Annotated in this window: 14 protein-coding genes; 10 read left to right on the top strand and 4 right to left on the bottom strand. The window is 73.6% G+C overall.

The window, feature by feature from the left end; translation table 11 throughout:
• Nucleotides 1-39 precede the first annotated feature (39 nt).
• Together HDA43_RS09955 and HDA43_RS09950 are read left to right on the top strand one after the other, a co-directional pair.
• Nucleotides 40-3105 (top strand): glycosyltransferase family 2 protein, encoded by a 3066-nt coding sequence (locus HDA43_RS09955; protein WP_246423936.1) that lies wholly within the window; start codon nt 40-42, stop codon nt 3103-3105.
• Complete coding sequence (locus HDA43_RS09950) at nt 3102-4526, top strand: DUF5719 family protein (protein ID WP_179819441.1); 1425 nt, start codon at nt 3102-3104, stop codon at nt 4524-4526. Before HDA43_RS09955 ends, HDA43_RS09950 begins: the two co-directional genes overlap by 4 nt.
• A gap of 59 nt (nt 4527-4585) precedes the next feature.
• Here the strand turns inward: HDA43_RS09950 and HDA43_RS09945 are convergent, their stop codons facing one another.
• Nucleotides 4586-4981 (bottom strand): metallopeptidase family protein, encoded by a 396-nt coding sequence (locus tag HDA43_RS09945; protein WP_179819440.1) that lies wholly within the window; start codon nt 4979-4981, stop codon nt 4586-4588.
• A gap of 358 nt (nt 4982-5339) precedes the next feature.
• Between HDA43_RS09945 and HDA43_RS09940 the strand changes: the two genes are divergently transcribed.
• From HDA43_RS09940 to HDA43_RS09920, 5 genes are read left to right on the top strand one after another with little or no spacing between them, the layout of a single operon-like run.
• The gene (locus HDA43_RS09940; protein ID WP_179819439.1) at nt 5340-5708 is read left to right on the top strand and encodes a DUF3499 domain-containing protein; all 369 of its coding nucleotides are present in this window, start codon (nt 5340-5342) and stop codon (nt 5706-5708) included.
• Nucleotides 5709-5757: 49 nt separating this feature from the next.
• The gene (locus tag HDA43_RS09935; protein ID WP_179819438.1) at nt 5758-7110 is read left to right on the top strand and encodes a phosphomannomutase/phosphoglucomutase; all 1353 of its coding nucleotides are present in this window, start codon (nt 5758-5760) and stop codon (nt 7108-7110) included.
• Between the two features lie 4 nt (nt 7111-7114).
• A complete protein-coding gene (locus HDA43_RS09930; RefSeq protein ID WP_179819437.1) occupies nt 7115-7288 on the top strand; it encodes a Trm112 family protein in 174 nt (57 codons plus the stop codon).
• Entirely contained in the window at nt 7285-8391 is a 1107-nt protein-coding gene (locus tag HDA43_RS09925) for a bifunctional phosphoglucose/phosphomannose isomerase (protein ID WP_179819436.1), read from the top strand. Before HDA43_RS09930 ends, HDA43_RS09925 begins: the two co-directional genes overlap by 4 nt.
• A 49-nt stretch (nt 8392-8440) precedes the next feature.
• Entirely contained in the window at nt 8441-9403 is a 963-nt protein-coding gene (locus HDA43_RS09920) for a cation diffusion facilitator family transporter (RefSeq protein ID WP_179819435.1), read from the top strand.
• Here HDA43_RS09920 and HDA43_RS36660 read toward each other — a convergent pair.
• A complete protein-coding gene (locus HDA43_RS36660) occupies nt 9318-9854 on the bottom strand; it encodes a MerR family DNA-binding transcriptional regulator (protein WP_179819434.1) in 537 nt (178 codons plus the stop codon). The two genes, HDA43_RS09920 and HDA43_RS36660, sit on opposite strands and share 86 nt — an antisense overlap.
• A 192-nt stretch (nt 9855-10046) precedes the next feature.
• Here HDA43_RS36660 and ahcY point away from each other — a divergent pair, with 192 nt between their 5' ends.
• Together ahcY and HDA43_RS09905 are read left to right on the top strand one after the other, a co-directional pair.
• Nucleotides 10047-11474 (top strand): adenosylhomocysteinase, encoded by a 1428-nt coding sequence (gene ahcY / locus HDA43_RS09910; RefSeq protein WP_179819433.1) that lies wholly within the window; start codon nt 10047-10049, stop codon nt 11472-11474.
• A 272-nt stretch (nt 11475-11746) separates the two neighbouring features.
• Nucleotides 11747-12988: an adenosylhomocysteinase gene (locus HDA43_RS09905; RefSeq protein ID WP_376770469.1), complete on the top strand. Its 1242-nt coding sequence runs from the start codon at nt 11747-11749 to the stop codon at nt 12986-12988.
• A gap of 81 nt (nt 12989-13069) precedes the next feature.
• On the opposite strand, the gene HDA43_RS09900 is transcribed toward HDA43_RS09905, so the two are convergent.
• Nucleotides 13070-13711: a DUF305 domain-containing protein gene (locus HDA43_RS09900; RefSeq protein WP_179819431.1), complete on the bottom strand. Its 642-nt coding sequence runs from the start codon at nt 13709-13711 to the stop codon at nt 13070-13072.
• A gap of 186 nt (nt 13712-13897) precedes the next feature.
• Between HDA43_RS09900 and HDA43_RS09895 the strand changes: the two genes are divergently transcribed.
• Nucleotides 13898-15322: an LVIVD repeat-containing protein gene (locus HDA43_RS09895; RefSeq protein ID WP_179819430.1), complete on the top strand. Its 1425-nt coding sequence runs from the start codon at nt 13898-13900 to the stop codon at nt 15320-15322.
• Between the two features lie 96 nt (nt 15323-15418).
• Here the strand turns inward: HDA43_RS09895 and HDA43_RS09890 are convergent, their stop codons facing one another.
• On the bottom strand, nt 15419-16393 hold the full coding sequence (locus HDA43_RS09890; protein WP_179819429.1) for an RDD family protein: 975 nt from the start codon (nt 16391-16393) through the stop codon (nt 15419-15421).
• Nucleotides 16394-16417: the final 24 nt, after the last annotated feature.

The following is a 16417-nucleotide window of genomic DNA, read 5'->3' as shown; positions in this document are numbered from 1 at the left end:
CAGCCGTGTCGTATCGTTGTCGCCGATCATCACCCCCTCATGGACGCGAGACGCATGTCCGTCACCGACGCCCCCTCGCCCCCCGACACCGTGACCGCGATCATCGTCAGCCACGACGGCGCCCGATGGCTGGGGGAGACCCTCGACGCGCTGCTCGGGCAGACCCGCCCGGTGGACCGCGTCGTCGGGGTGGACACCGGCAGCCGAGACGGCGGCGCCGAGCTGATGAGAAGGGTTCTCGGCCCGAACGCCGTGCTCTCCCTGCCCCGCCGGACCGGTTTCGGCGAGGCCGTCGCCGCGGTGCTCGACCGGCTCGGCCCGGCGGACGGGCGGGAATGGCTCTGGCTGCTGCACGACGACTGCGCGCCGGACCCCGGTGCGCTGCGGGCCCTGCTGCGGGCGGCCGGCGACGATCCGGAGATCGGGGTGCTCGGCCCCAAGCTCCTCGACCGGGTGGACCGGAGGGTCCTGCTGGAGATCGGCGTCACCGTGGACCTGGCGGGACGCAGGGACACCGGGCTGGATCCCCGCGAGTACGACCAGGGCCAGCACGACGCCGACCGCGACGTGCTGTCGGTCTCCACGGCAGGGATGCTCGTCCGCCGGGACGTCTGGGAGGAGGTCGGCGGGCTCGACCCCTTCCTGCCGCTGTTCCGCGACGACCTCGACCTGTGCTGGCGGGTCTGGGCCGCCGGCTACCGGGTGCGCAACGTCGCGGGCGCCCTCGCCTGGCACGCCGAGGCCGCCGCCCGGCGCCTCCGCCGCGTCGGTGCCGGCGGAGGGGCCGACGACGGCGGCGTCCGTGAAGGCGTCCGCGGAGGCTTCGGCGCCGGTATCGGCCGTGGCGGCGACGGCGGCCGTCTCCGCCGCCTGGACCGGCGCAACGCCGTGTTCGTGGTCATGGCGAACCTGCCGCCCCGGTCGTTGCCGTGGGCGCTGACCCGCAACATCGCCGGCTCGGCCTGCCGCGCCCTGCTGCTCCTGCTGGGCAAGCGGCCCGCCGCCGCGCTGGACGAGATCGCCGCGCTCGGCTCGGTGCTCGCCCGTCCCGCCCGGCTGGCCGAGGCCCGGCGGGCCCGCGCCGCGGGACGGCGGCGGTCCCACCGGGCGGTCGCCAGGCTGCTCACCCCGCCGGGGGCGGGCTATCGGCGGGTGGCCGAGTGGCTGGAGGGCCGCCTGTCGGGCGCCGGGATCCCGGAGTCCGCGGGCCGCCACGCGGTGACCGCGCCCGGGGAGGACGGCGACGAGCTGCTCGCCGACGCCGGGGGGATGCAGCGGTTCCTCGGTAACCCCGGCGTGCTGCTCTTCCTGGCGCTGACCGCGGTCACGCTGGTCGCGGAGCGCTCCCTGCTCGGCGGCTCCCGGCTGGGCGGGGGCGCGCTCGTCCCGGTGATCGGCGGGGCGTCCGACCTGTGGGACCTCTACACCGGCGGGCCCCGCCCGGCGGCGCTGGGCGGCGACGCGTGGGCCCCGCCGTACGTCGCGGTGCTGGCCGCGGTCTCCACGGTGCTGCTGGGCAAGACCTGGCTCGCGGTGTGGCTGCTGCTGCTCGGGTGCGTGCCGCTGGCCGGGGTGTGCGCCTACGCGGCGGCCCGCCCGTTCGTCCCGGGCCGGTGGGCGCGGGCCCTGCCGGCCGCCTGCTACGCGCTCCTGCCGGTGGCCACCGGCGCGATCGCCGCGGGGCGGCTCGGCACCGCCGTGGTCTTCACGCTGCTGCCCGCCTGCGCGGCGCTGGCCGTCACCGTGCTCACGGGCGAGCGCCGCCGCGCCCGCCGGGCCGCGTGGGCGCTCGGCCTCATGCTGGCCGTCGGCACGGCCTTCGCGCCGCTGCTCTACCCGCTCGCGCTGGTCCTCGGCGCGCTCGCCGCGCTGGCCTTCCCGCGCCGGGGCATCGCCGCCTCGGTCGCGATCGTGTCCGGTGTCCCGGTGGCGCTGCTGCTTCCCTGGCTGGCCGGGATCGCCGCGAACCCGGGCCGGCTGCTGCTGGAGGCCGGCCTGCACCGGCCCGGTCTCGCCGATCCCGCGCTGCCCGCCGGGACGCTGCTGGCACTCGGCCCCGGCGGGCCGGGCGTGCCGCCGGCCTGGGTGACCTGCGGCCTCGTCGCCGCCTGCGTCGCCGTGACGGCCATGCGGCGCGACCGCCCGGTCGCCGCGACCGGCTGGGGGGTCGCGCTGTTCGGCCTGCTGGTCGCGATCCTGGTCAGCCGCACCACCGTCGCCTCCCCGGACGGCGACGCCGGCCCCGCCTGGCCCGGCGTGCCGCTCGCCTTCGCCGCCACCGGAATGCTGACGGTGGCGGTCCTCGCCGCGCGCCGGGCCGCGGGGTTCCTGACGGCGAGCACAGCAGGTACGGCGAGCACAGCAGGTACGGCGGGCACGGCGGGCACAAGAGCCATGGCGGGAGGAGGCACGGCGAGTGCGGTGGGCCGGGCGCGCCGGGCGCGCCGGGCCGCCGCGCTCGCCGTCGTGGCGGCCGCCTGCTCAACGCCCCTGCTCGCCGCGGTCGCCTGGGTCGCCCGGGGCGCGGACGGCCCGATCAGCGGGAACGTTCCGGACGCGATGCCGGCGCTGGCCGCGGTCAACTCGGGCGACCGCGACCTGACCCTGCTGCTGCGCGCCCGGGGCGGTGGCTTCACCTTCACCGTGCTGCACCGCCGTACCCCGCTGGTCGGCGAGGCCGACGTCCCCGTGCCCGCGGAGCCGCGCGACCGGGTCGCCGTCGCGGCGGCCGGGCTGGTCTCGGGCCGGGGCGGCGACGACGTCCGGGTGCTGGCCGCCCACGGGGTGCGGTTCGTCGCGGTGGCCTCGCCGGTGGACCCGCGGGTCAGCCGCGCGCTGGACTCCCAGCCCGAGCTGGCCAGGATGAGCCTGTCGCGCAGGGTGGGCGTGTGGCGGGTGACGCTCCCGGTCACCCCCCTTCCGGCGGCCCCGGACGACCCGTGGCACGGCCCCTGGCTCTGGGCCCAGGCGGTGATGGCGGCGGCCGTCGCGGTCATGGCCGCTCCCGGGTCGCGTGACGAGCCCGCCCCGGGTGGCTCCCGGGGCGACTCCCGGGGTGACTTTCGGGGCGGCTCCCGGGCGGGCGGGGAGGCGGTGGCCCGTTGAGAGCCCTCGTCGAACGCCGTCCCGGCTCGCCCCGGCTCGTCCTGGCCGTCCTCGCGGGCCTGGCCGTCCTGTACGGCCTCGCCGCCGCGACCCGTCCGGAGACCGCGGTCGCGCCCGCTCCCGCGCCGCGGAAGGTGCCGGTGGCCTCCGTGACGGCCGTCTGCCCCGACCCCGGCGGCTCCGACGTCGGCGTCGTCACCCCGCCGGGCGGCGGCGGGCGGGGCGCCGCCGCGCTGGTCGCCGGGGAGAGGACGCTGGCCACCCTGACCGTCCCCGGCAGTCTCTGGCAGGAGAAGCTGAAGGCCGGCTCGCCGCCGCTCGTCGTGACGGCCAACGGGAGCATGGCGGCGGGGCTGGAGGCGGCGCAGACCCGCCGGGAGACCTCGGGCGAGCAGCGGGGGCTGGCCGGAACACGGTGCGTGGAGCCGGGCGCGAGCGCCTGGCTGGTCGGGCCGGGCCCGGCCGCGGCCGACGTCACGCTCCACCTCGCCAACGCCGACCTGGCCCCGGCGGGCGTGGAGATCACCGTCTACTCCGGCGAGGGCCCGGTGGCCGGCGGCTCCGGCGACACGATCGTGGTCGAACCGGGCGAGAGCCGCGCGATCAGGTTGCGTGACATCGCCCCCTCGCCGCTGGTCATGGCCGTCGAGGTGAGCACCGCCTTCGGCCGGGTCACCGCGGCGGCCCACGCGGTCATGAGCGGTGGGCGGGGCGTCGACTGGCTGCCGCTCTCCGCGGATCCGGCCACCCGGGTCGTGGTGCCCGGCGTCCCCGGCGGCGGGGGCCGGCGCGACCTGCTGGTCGCCTCACCCGCCGAGACCGACACGATCGTCGAGGTCCGGGTCGTCACGCCCGACGGCACCTACGCCCTGGACGGCCACGACGCGATCGAGGTGCCCGCCGGGTCGGTCGCCGCCATGGACCTGTCCGCCGGCCTGGACGGCAGGCCCGCCGCGGTCCTGCTCACCTCCCCGGTGCCGATCGTGGCCGCGGTGACGGCCACCGGGACCGGCGACCGGGTGGATGTGGGCTTCACCGCCGGGGCCGCCCCGATCGACCTGGGCAGCGTGGTCGCCGACAACCGCACGGGCGGCAAGAAGAGCTCCCGGCTGGTGTTCAGCGCGCCGGAGACGGCCGGGAGGGTGAGCGTCACGATGCTGCCGCGCAAGGGGAAGGCGCCGGAGCCGATCGAGGTGGAGATCCTCGCCGCGCGCACCAAGGAGGTCGAGCTGCCCGACGTGGACGGCGCCTTCGCGGTGGTCGCGGAGCCGCTGCCCGGCTCGGGGCCGGTGTACGGCGCGCGGGTGATGGACGAGCGCCTCAAGGACGGGCGGGTGCTGACCGTCCAGCCGCTGGCCGCGGCCCGGGTCTGGGCGGTGGTGCCGCCGGTGACCGGGTCCGCGGCGACCGTGCTGCCCTGAGGGCCGCCCGGCGGGCGGTCACGGGTACGGCGGGCGCCGGCTCCGCGGAAGGGCTCTTTTCAGTCCTCGTCCTCGTAACCCGGGTCCACCGTCTCCGGCGACAGCCCCAGCAGCCCGGCGACCTGCTCGACCACCGTGTCGTGCACCAGCGCGCCGAGCTGCTCGCGGTCGCGGGCCCGGGCCTCCAGGGGGCGCCGGTAGATGACGACGACGGCCGGCCTCTTGCCCGCCGCGGGCTCGGACCGGCCGAACGGGATCGGCTCGCCGCCGAGCAGCCCGGGGCCGTCGCCCAGGTCGGCCGCCGGGGGCACCTCCTCGACCGCGAACTCCACGGTGGCGAGCTGCTTGCCCCAGCGGGGCTTGAGCCGGTCCACGGCGTCCAGGACGAGATCGTCGAAGCGCTCGCCGCGGGACTTGGCGATCGGCACGTGAGAGGGCGCCAGCGGGCCGCGCATACCGCGTCCGTGCCGGTCGCGGCGGCGGGGAGGGCGGGGTCTACCGGGTGCCGAGCTCACGGGCCAAGCTTAGGCCGTGTTCCTCCGGCGTTCCCCCGGTGTTCCCCCGATGTCCGCTCCGGCCCTTCCGGTCGCGCGGTGTGGCGGGCGGACCCGGAAACGGCCGCGCGGCGCCGCGGGTGCGCCCGGGAACGGCGCCCCCGGCGCGGGGGCACGCGGCCGGGCACCGGTCCCGCCGTGGCGGTCGCAAGCCGTACAGGCGGGTGAAAGCCGGGACACGTGTCCGAATTGTGGCGACACGCTCGTTAAGAGCGCTCAGGTAGTGGCGCCTCGGACGCTTACCGGATACGGTCCCACCGTGAGCCCCGTCCGCCGCTGTTCCCGCACCGCGTGCAGTCAGCCTGCCGTATTCACGCTCACGTACGTCTACGCCGATTCGACCGCCGTTCTCGGGCCCTTGGCGACGTACGCCGAGCCGCACTGTTACGACCTGTGCGCCGAGCATGCCGAGCGGCTGACAGCGCCTCGCGGCTGGGAGGTCGTCCGCCTGCCCAGCGAGGGCGCGCCGCCGAGCACGGACGACCTGGAGGCCCTGGCCAACGCGGTGCGCGAGGCCGCCAGGCCCGCCCCGGGCGGCGGCACCGAGCCGGTCGGCCAGGGGGTCGAGGTCGGGCGGCGCGGTCACCTCAGGGTGCTCCGCTCGGCTCAGCCCCAGCGTGACCGCTGACCCTACTAGGCTGGGGTCAGCAGACACGACATAAAGGGGCGGAGCTGGAGTGGGCGACCTCGCCAGGATCTTCAAGGCGTACGACGTTCGCGGCGTCGTGCCGGACGAGTTCGACGAGGAGACCGCCGAGGCGGTCGGGGCGGCGTTCGCGGAGGTGACCGGGGCCCGCACCGCCGTGGTCGGCCGCGACATGCGCGCCTCCTCCGAGCCGCTGGCCGCGGCGTTCGCCCGCGGGGCCGCCTCGCGGGGGGTCGACGTGATCGACATCGGCCTCGCCTCCACCGACATGCTGTACTACGCCAGCGGCAGTCTCGGTCTGCCCGGTGTGATGTTCACCGCCAGCCACAACCCGGCCCGCTACAACGGCATGAAGATGTGCCGGGCCGGGGCCGTGCCGATCGGCGGCGACACCGGCCTCACCGAGATCCGCGACCGGGCGGCCGAGCTGCTGGCCGCGGGGATCGGCGGGCCCGGCGGCGGGAGCGTGTCCCGGCGCGACCTGCTGCGGGGGTACGCCGACCACCTGCGCACGCTGGTCGACCTGTCCGGCATCCGGCCGCTGCGGGTCGTGGTGGACGCCGGCAACGGAATGGGCGGCCACACCGTCCCCACGGTGTTCGACGGGCTGCCGCTGGAGCTGACCGCCCTGTACTTCGAGCTGGACGGCGGCTTCCCCAACCACGAGGCCAACCCCCTGGAGCCGGAGAACCTCCGCGACCTGCAGAAGGCCGTCCTCGACACCGGCGCCGACATCGGCCTGGCCTTCGACGGCGACGCCGACCGCTGCTGGGTGGTCGACGAGCGCGGCGAGTCGGTCTCGCCCTCGGCGATCACCGCGCTGGTCGCGGTGCGCGAGCTGGCCAAGCGGCCCGGCGCCCGGATCATCCACAACCTGATCACCTCGCGGAGCGTGCCGGAGATCGTCGCCGAGCACGGCGGTGAGCCGGTCCGCACCCGGGTGGGCCACTCGTTCATCAAGGCCGAGATGGCCGGGACCGGCGCGGTCTTCGGCGGCGAGCACTCCGCGCACTACTACTTCAGGGACTTCTGGTCCGCCGACACCGGGATGCTGGCCGCGCTGCACGTGCTGGCCGCGCTGGGCGAGCAGGACCGGCCGCTGTCGGACCTGCTCGCCGCCTACACCCGCTACGCCGCCTCCGGCGAGATCAACAGCACGGTCGCCGACCAGGCGGCGGCCGTCGAGCGGGTCCGCGAGCGGTTCGCCGCCCGCGACGGTGTCACCTTCGACGAGCTGGACGGCCTGACCGTGTCCGGCCCCGGATGGTGGTTCAATCTCCGTCCGTCCAACACCGAGCCGCTGCTCAGGCTGAACGCCGAGGCGGCCGACGAGATTCAGATGGCAGCGATCAGGGACGAAGTCCTCGCTGTCGTGAGGAGCTGAGCGAGTGAAGATCGACGACTGGCTGCTTGAGATCCTGGCCTGCCCCAACTGCAAGTCACCGCTGCGCGCCGAGCGGGAGACCGATGAGCTCTCCTGCACCTCGCCGTCCTGCGGCCTGGTGTACCCGGTCCGCGACGACATCCCGGTGCTGCTCGTCGACGAGGCCCGGAAGTCGTGAGCTGGGAGCCGGACCGGCTCGACGACCAGGAGTGGCTGACCGCGGGCGACCCCTCGGGGATGCTGCCCGCGGTGGCCTCCTCGGCCGCCCAGGTCCGCGCCTACCACCGGGCCGCGGCCGAGACCGACCTGTCGTCGCTCGCCGACGACGGCAGGCCCCGGGCGGTCGTGGTCGCGGGCATGGGCGGCTCGGGCATCGCCGGTGACATCCTGGGCGCGGTGTGCGGCCCCGGCGCCCCGCTGCCCGTCACGACGGTGCGGTCCCTGCGGCTGCCCGGGTGGGTCGGCGCGACCGACCTCGTGATCGCGGTGTCCTGCTCCGGCGGGACCGAGGAGACGCTCGCGGTGGCGATGGAAGCCGTCCGCCGCGGATGCCGCCTGCTCGCCGTGGGCGCGCCCGGCTCGCAGCTGGAGTCGGTCGCCCGGCAGGCGGGCGCGCCGTTCGTGCCCGTCACCGTCGGAGGGCAGCCGCGCGCCGCCGTATGGGCGCTGTCGGTGCCGCTCGTCGTCGCCGCCGCCCGGATGCGGCTGACCGAGGCGTCGGACGAGCTGTTCGAGGGCGTGGCCGTACGGCTGGAGGACATCGCCCACCGGTGCCGCCCGGCCAGCGAGTCGTTCATCAACCCCGGCAAGTCCCTGGCCATGGAGCTGGCCGAGACGGTCCCGATGATCTGGGGGTCGTCGCCGCTCGCCGCGGTCGCCGCCTACCGGTGGGCCTGCCAGCTCAACGAGAACGCCAAGTACCCGGCGGTCTGGGGCGAGATCCCCGAGGCCGGCCACAACCAGGTGATGGCGCTCGACGGGCCGCTGGCCACCCGGGACATCTTCGCCGACGAGTCGGCGCGGTCGCTGCGGCTGGTCGTGCTGCGCGACACCGAGGAGCACCCCCAGGTGGCGCGGCGCCGCGAGGTCTCGGTACGGCTGGCCGAGGACCGCGGGGTGCACGTCACCCAGGTCTCCGCCGAGGGGACGCACCCGCTGGAGCGGCTCGCCTCCCTGATCGGACTGGGCGACTACGCGAGTACGTACCTCGCTCTCGGGTACGGGATCGACCCGACCCCGGTGGGGGCGATCACGGAGCTGAAGGCGAGAATCCCGCAGTAGGCGGGGACGGACCGATGGGATCGATTGTGGAAGCAGCAGGGAGGCCGGCGTGAGCGCGGGCGGCGGTAACAAGGCGATCATCGCGGCGCTGGCCGCCAACCTGTCGATCGCGGTGGCGAAGTTCGTGGCCTTCCTGATCACGACGTCGTCGTCGATGCTCGCGGAGTCCATCCACTCCGTGGCCGACTCGGGCAACCAGCTGCTGCTGCTGGTGGGCGGCAAGAAGGCCGAGCGCAGGCGCACCCGGGAGCACCCGTTCGGCTACGGCCGCGAGCGTTACTTCTACGCCTTCGTCGTGGCGGTGGTGCTGTTCACGGTCGGCGCGCTGTTCTCCCTCTACGAGGGCTGGCACAAGATCTCCGACCCGCACCCGGTGGAGACCCCGATCGTGGCGTTCGGTGTGCTGATCTTCGCGATCGTGGCGGAGGGCTTCTCCTTCCGCACCGCCATCAAGGAGTCGAACCCGCTGCGGGGCAAGCAGTCCTGGATGCAGTTCATCCGCCGCTCCAAGTCGCCGGAGCTGCCGGTCATCGTGCTGGAGGACTTCGGCGCGCTGGTCGGCCTGGTGCTGGCGCTGGCCGGCGTGACGATGGCCGTGATCACCGGCAACGGCGTGTGGGACGGCATCGGCACGATGGGGATCGGCGTGCTGCTCGCCATCATCGCGGCGATCCTCGCGGCCGAGACCAAGTCGCTGCTGATCGGCGAGAGCGCCGGCCCGGAGGTCGAGCGGCGGATCTGCGCGGCCCTGGAGGAGACGCCGGAGGTCAGCCGGGTCATCCACATGCGGACCCTGCACCTGGGCCCCGAGGAGATCCTCGTCGCCGCCAAGATCGCGGTGGACCACGACGACACGGCCGCGATGGTGGCGCGCGGCATCGACGAGGCCGAGCAGCGCATCCGCGCCGCCGTGCCGCAGGCCCGCGTCATCTACCTGGAGCCGGACCTCGACCGGGCCGCGGCCGGTGGCTCGTCTGCCCCGGCCGGTGACCCGTCGCTGAGCCGTCCGTAACGCTCTTCTCCGAAGGGGCCCGGCCGTCGTGCCGGGCCCCTTCGGCGTTGCCGGCGGCCTTCCGGGGGTCTCCGGCGCCCGTGGGGCGGCCCTGCGGCGGGGCTTCCGCCGTGCCCGGGGGGCGGCCCTGCAGCAGGCGCAGCGCCTTCTCCTTCTCGAAGTCCAGCGCCCGGCGCGGGGCCTGCAGCCTGCCGATCCGCAGGCCGAGGTCGCGGACGGCCTGCGCCACCGCCGGGTCGCTCAGCACCCGCAGCCCGAAGGCCAGCTCGGCGGGGGAGACGTCGAACCGCCTCTCCAACTCCACCCCCTGGGCCACCGCGGACAGCTCCTCGGGGCCGAACCGCCGGTGTGAGCCGCGGCTCCTGACCGGGGGCAGCAACCCGAGGGCCTCGCGGTAGCGGAGCATCCGGGGGGACATTCCGAGCCGCCGGGCAGCTTCCGTGATCCGCATCCCGGCCTCCCGCTGATTCTGACATTCTTCTGTCAGGTTACCCGTTTGGAAGATGCGTCCGGCCGGATCGGCCGCCTAAACTCGTACCGACGACTTTCCGACCGAGTGGCGAGCCGGGTCCCCGAGCGAAGCGGGGCCGCCGAGAGCGGCGGGGCCCGGGACGAACGCGACCACTGATCAAAGGGGTAACACATGGACTTCAAGGTCGCCGACCTTTCCCTTGCCGCCTTCGGGCGCAGGGAGATCCAGCTCGCCGAGCACGAGATGCCGGGCCTGATGGCCATCCGCAAGGAGTACGCCGAGGCCAGGCCCCTGGCCGGTGCGAAGATCATGGGCTCGCTGCACATGACGATCCAGACCGCCGTGCTCATCGAGACCCTGGTCGCGCTCGGCGCCGAGGTCCGCTGGGTCAGCTGCAACATCTTCTCCACCCAGGACCACGCCGCCGCGGCCGTCGTCGTGGGCCCCGAGGGCACCGTCGACGACCCCAAGGGCGTCCCGGTCTTCGCCTGGAAGGGCGAGACCCTGGAGGAGTACTGGTGGTGCACCGAGCAGGCGCTGAACTGGCCCGGCGGTGACGGCCCCAACATGATCCTCGACGACGGCGGCGACGCCACCCTGCTCGTCCACAAGGGCGCCGAGTACGAGAAGGCCGGTGCCGTCCCCAGCGCCGCCGAGGACGACCCGGAGGAGTGGAAGGTCATCCTCGACCTGCTCCGCCGTACGGTCTCCGAGGAGAAGAGGTGGACGAAGATCGCCTCGCAGATCAAGGGCGTCACCGAGGAGACGACGACCGGCGTCCACCGCCTGTACGAGATGTTCAAGGCCGGCACGCTGCTCTTCCCGGCGATCAACGTCAACGACTCGGTCACCAAGTCGAAGTTCGACAACAAGTACGGCTGCCGCCACTCCGTCATCGACGGCCTCAACCGCGCCACCGACGTGCTCATCGGCGGCAAGGTCGCGGTCGTGTGCGGCTACGGCGACGTCGGCAAGGGCTGCGCCGACGCCCTCCGCGGCCAGGGCGCCCGCGTCATCGTCACCGAGATCGACCCGATCTGCGCCCTGCAGGCGGCCATGGACGGCTTCCAGGTCACCACCCTGGACGACGTCGTCGGGATCGCCGACATCTTCGTCACCACGACGGGCAACTTCAACATCATCACCGCCGACCACATGGCGAAGATGAAGCACAACGCGATCGTGTCCAACATCGGCCACTTCGACAACGAGATCGACATGGCCGGGCTGGCGAGGATCCCGGGCATCGTCAAGACCGAGGTCAAGCCGCAGGTCCACACCTGGACCTTCCCCGAGGGCAACGCCATCATCGTGCTCGCCGAGGGCCGCCTGATGAACCTCGGCTGCGCCACCGGCCACCCCTCGTTCGTGATGTCGAACTCCTTCACCAACCAGGTGATCGCCCAGATCGAGCTGTTCACCAAGACCGAGCAGTACCCGATCGGCGTCTACGTGCTGCCCAAGCACCTCGACGAGAAGGTCGCCCGGCTGCACCTCGACGCGCTCGGCGTCAAGCTGACCAAGCTCACCAAGGCCCAGGCCGACTACATCGGCGTGGACGTCGAGGGCCCCTACAAGCCCGACCACTACCGCTACTAAAGGCCTCCGAAGGCTCCGCCGCCCGGCCCCGGGCCGGGCGGCGGAGATCCGGGAACAGGTCTTCCGGCCCCCGCGGCGAACCGCGGGGGCCTTCGGGCATATGGGGCGTCGGGTACACGGGGCTTCAGGCATGCAGGGCTCCGGGCATACGGGCCTCCGGGCACGCGAGGCTTCGGGCATACGGGCCTCCGGGCACGCGAGGCTTCGGGCATACGGGCCTCCGGGCACGCGGGGCTTCGGGAACGCGGGGTTTCGGGCACATGGGGAGAGACGTGGACAGCGAGCTCGTGGCCGCCGGAGAGCGGCGGATCGGCTGGGCGGCGCGGGCGATGCCGGTGCTCACCGCCCTCGGGGAGCGGTTCGCCGCCGAGCGGCCCCTCGACGGCCTGCGGATCGCCGCGTGCCTGCACGTGACCGCCGAGACCGCGGTGCTAATGGGCGCGCTGCGGGCGGGCGGGGCCGAGGTCGCGCTGGCCGCCTCCAACCCGCTGTCCACCCAGGACGACGTCGCCGCCGCCCTGGCCGGATACGACGTGGCCGTGCACGCGCTGGCCGGGGTGGACCGGGCGACGTACTACCGGCACATCCACCGGGCACTCGACATCGGCCCGGACATCGTCCTCGACGACGGCTGCGACCTGGTCAACATCCTGCACACCGAGCGGACGGAACTGCTCGACGGGGTCACCGCGGGCTGCGAGGAGACCACCACCGGGATCATCCGGCTGCGGCAGATGGCGGCCGAGGGGGCGCTGCGGTTCCCCGTCGTCGCGGTCAACGACACCCGGACCAAGCGGATGTTCGACAACCGCTACGGCACCGGCCAGTCCACGATCGACGGCATCATGCGCGCCACCAACACCCTGCTGGCCGGCAAGACCGTGGTGGTCGCCGGGTTCGGCTACTGCGGCCGGGGCGTGGCCGAGCGGGCCAGGGGGCTGGGCGCCCGGGTGGTGGTCACCGAGATCGACCCGGTCAAGGCACTGGACGCCTCGCTGCAGGGTTACGACGTGCGGCTGATGCGCGAGGCGGCCCCGGCCGGGGACGTGTTCGTCACGGTCACCGGCAACCGCGACGTGATCAGGGGCGAGCACCTGGCGGTGATGAAGGACGGCGCGATCCTCGCCAACGCCGGGCACTTCGACGTGGAGATCGACGTGCGGGCACTGGACGACCTGGCCGTGGACGTGCACCACGGCGTACGGCCCAGCACCGACGAGTACGTCCTCGCCGACGGCCGGCGGCTCCTGCTGCTGGCGGAGGGCCGCCTGGTCAACCTCACCGCCGCCGAGGGGCACCCGGCCGCGGTCATGGACATGTCCTTCTCCGCGCAGGCGCTCGCGGTCGCGTGGCTGGCCCGGGAGGGGGCGGAGCTCGCGCCGGGGGTCTACGACGTGCCGGAGGAGGTGGACGTGGAGGTGGCACGGCTGCGGCTGGCCGCCGCCGGGATCGAGGTGGACGTCCTCACCGGCGAGCAGGAGAGGTATCTCCACTCCTGGCGGCTCGGCTCCTGACGCCCTCGCCGCCGCCGCGGCGGCCCGACGTCCGCGGCGCGTGCGGTGGTCGCGCGGCGCGGGACCACCGCGGGCGGCGGGTCAGAGGCCGGCGAGGATCTCCCGCATCCTGTTGATCTCGGCGGTCTGGCCGACGGAGATCTCGTTGGCCAGCTCTTCGATCTTGATGTGCGAGCCGTCGACCAGGACCTGCCCCGACATCGTCAGCGCGCCCCGGTGGTGGGCGGTCATGAGCTCCAGGAAGAGCCGGTCGAAGTCCTCGCCGGAGGCGGCCTTGAGGGCCGCCATCTGCTCGGGGGTGGCCATCCCGGGCATGGCGGGCATGGCGGCGTGGTCGCCGTGCTGGTCGGGGACCCGCTGACCCTGCTGCCGCAGCCAGGTGATCATGTACTGGATCTCCGGGCCCTGGGCGTCCTTGATGCGCGCGGCCAGCCCCTTGACCTTGGTGTTCCGGGCCCGGGTGGGGGCCAGGGACGCCATGTCGAGCGCCTGCCGGTGGTGGACGATCATGTCCTGCACGTACTTGACGTCGGCGGCGTTGGCGGTGGGGGAGGGCACGGCGGTGGCGGCCTCACCGGGACTGAGCGTCCTGGCGGGCTCACCGGGGCGGCCGGGCGCGATGATCGGCGCCGTCTGCAGTGCCTGGGCAGGGGGGCGGTCGGCGCCGGCGCTGCACGCGCTCAGGCACAGGACGGCGGCCACGGCGACGAGCGCTCCGCGCACCCGACCTCCTCGAACGTATCCCGGTAACAACGTCGGAACACCCTAATATGCCCATAAGGGGTAGGTAAATAGAGCAAAACGGAAAAACTTACTGACACTGTGAAGGCTTGTACGACCCTCGGTTCAGGATGAACGATTCAGACATTTATGCGACTTTTATGGCGCATATGGCAAGGAGGTTCATCAGTGTTCACCCCCCGAGGGAAGGGTCTGACCGGCCGCTTCCTCATCGTGGCGGGGGTGGCGGCGGCGCTGTCGCTGTCCACCATGCCCGCCCAAGCCGCTGACATCCCCGCCCCCGGCGAGATCGTCATGAGCCAGAACATCGAGCACGTCACCAACGTCGCGAAGCCCGCGGCGCTGGCGGACATCAACACCGACATCGCCTTCCAGGGCGACTACGCCTACGTGGGCAACTACAGCGGCTTCTCCATCTACGACATCAAGCACCCCAAGCGGACCTCGGTGGTCAGCTCGGTGGTCTGCCCCGGTGGCCAGATGGACATGGCCGTCTACGGGAACCTCCTCTTCGGCGCCGTCGACTCCTCCCGCAACAACGACTCCTGCAGCAGCACGTCCCAGAGTGCGGCGAACAAGAACTCGTGGGAGGGCGTCCGGATCTTCGACGTCAGCGACAAGAAGAACCCCAAGTACGTCAAGGCGGTCGAGACCAACTGCGGCTCGCACACCCTGACCCTGGTGCCCGGCAAGGGGGCTGACCGGAGCAACGTCTACGTCTACGTCTCCTCCTACGGCCCGAACGACTCCTTCCCCGACTGCAGGACGCCGCACGACAAGATCTCCATCATCAAGGTGCCGCTGGCGAAGCCGGCGGACGCGGCGGTCGTCAGCACCCCGGTGCTCTTCCCGGACGGCGGCAACCCCGGCGAGCCGGACAAGCAGTACCCCTACCGCACGTCGGCGACCACCGGCTGCCACGACATCACCTCCTACCCGGAGAAGGACATCGCGGCCGGCGCCTGCATGGGCGAGGGCATCCTGATGGACATCTCCGACCCGGTGAACCCCAAGGTCACCTCGACCGTCCGTGACGACGAGAACTTCGCGTTCTGGCACTCGGCGACCTTCAACAACGAGGGCACCAAGGTCATCTTCACCGACGAGCTCGGCGGCGGCGGCGCGGCCACCTGCAACGAGGCGATCGGCCCGAACCGCGGCGCCAACGCCTACTACGACCTCTCCGGCACCACGCTGACGTTCCGGAGCTACTTCAAGATCCCGCGCCACCAGGCCGACACCGAGAACTGTGTCGCGCACAACGGCTCGCTGATCCCGGTCAAGGGCAAGGACATCATGGTCCAGGCCTGGTACCAGGGCGGCATCTCGGTCGTCGACTTCACCGACTCGGCCAACCCGCGCGAGATCGCGTTCTTCGAGCGCGGCCCCGACAACACCGCTCCCGCGCTGAGCGGCGGCTTCTGGTCGGCCTACTACTACAACGGCTACATCTACGGCAGTGACTTCAACCTCGGCTTCGACGTCCTGCGGATCAACGACCCGCTGACGAACCAGGCCAAGAGCGTCAAGATGGACATCTTCAACGCCCAGACCCAGCCTTCCTACGGTCACGGCGCCAACCACGGCGGCTGATCGCGCACCGATCGGCTCTTCCTGAGCGTCGCCGAGGGGGCGGTGGGAGAAGATCCCGCCGCCCCCTTCGCGTGCCGTACGGCGTGCCGGGCGGGGTCAGGCCGGGGGGACGAACCCGCCGGGGGTCGCCCCGGGAGCCGGGGGCCCCGGGGGCGGCGCCGGAGGCCGGTCCCGCATCACGGGCGGCGGGCCGTACGGCGCCGTGGGCGGAGGACCGTACGGCGCGGCCGGCGGCGGGCCGTACGGCGCGGCGGGCGGATGAGCGGCGGCGGGCCGATGGGCGGCGGGGAAGGGCGCGGCGTACGGCGGGTACCCGGGCGCGCCGCCGCGCCCGGACAGCCGTGCCTGGTCGCGGCGGCGGCGCTCGGCCAGGACGGCGGTCAGGTAGGCGAACGGCGGGACGCCCGGCGGCGGAGGCGGGGAGACGAAGGCCGACATCTCGGCGGCGATGCGCGCGCCCATCTCGTGCTGGACGGCGGGCGACAGGTCGTTCCGGCGGGTGAGGTACCGGGCGGCGGTCGCCGCGACCTCCTCGGGCAGCCGGGACAGCTCCAGCGTCGCCGCCCACGCGGCCAGCGGCGGCGGCATCTCCAGCGGCGGGCCGTACCGGCGGGGGGCGCGCTCGGCGATCACGATGGTCCCGGCGAAGACATCGCCGAGGCGCTTGCCCTTCTCCGAGACCAGCGAGCTGATCAGGGCGGGGGCGCCGCTGAGCGTCCAGATCTCCAGGACCCCGGCCAGGCCGCGGAACAGGGCCTGGCGGAACCGCTCGGGGCCGCCGTCGTCGCTGACCACCCGCAGGCCCAGGGCCAGCTTGCCGAGGCTGCGCCCGCGCGAGAGCGTCTCGAAGATCACCGGGTAGCCGACCAGGACCAGTACGGACAGCGCGATGTACACCATGGCGGTCAGCGCCGGGTCGGCGACGAGCAGCAGGCTGCCGGCCACGAAGGACGCCCCGGCCAGCGTCACGAGCTGGACCAGGATGTCGATGAGCAGCGCGGCCACCCGGCTCGGAAGCTGGGCGATCCGGACTTCGACGACGACCGCCTCGCCGGTTACGACCTCGGACACACCAGCACCCTACCGGCGGCCGGG

The sequence above is a fragment of the Streptosporangium sandarakinum genome, assembly GCF_013409935.1.
In the GTDB taxonomy this organism is placed as follows: Bacteria; Actinomycetota; Actinomycetes; order Streptosporangiales; family Streptosporangiaceae; genus Streptosporangium; species Streptosporangium nondiastaticum.
Note: the sequence above shows the minus strand (reverse complement) of the source record. Positions and strands in the feature narration are given on the sequence as shown.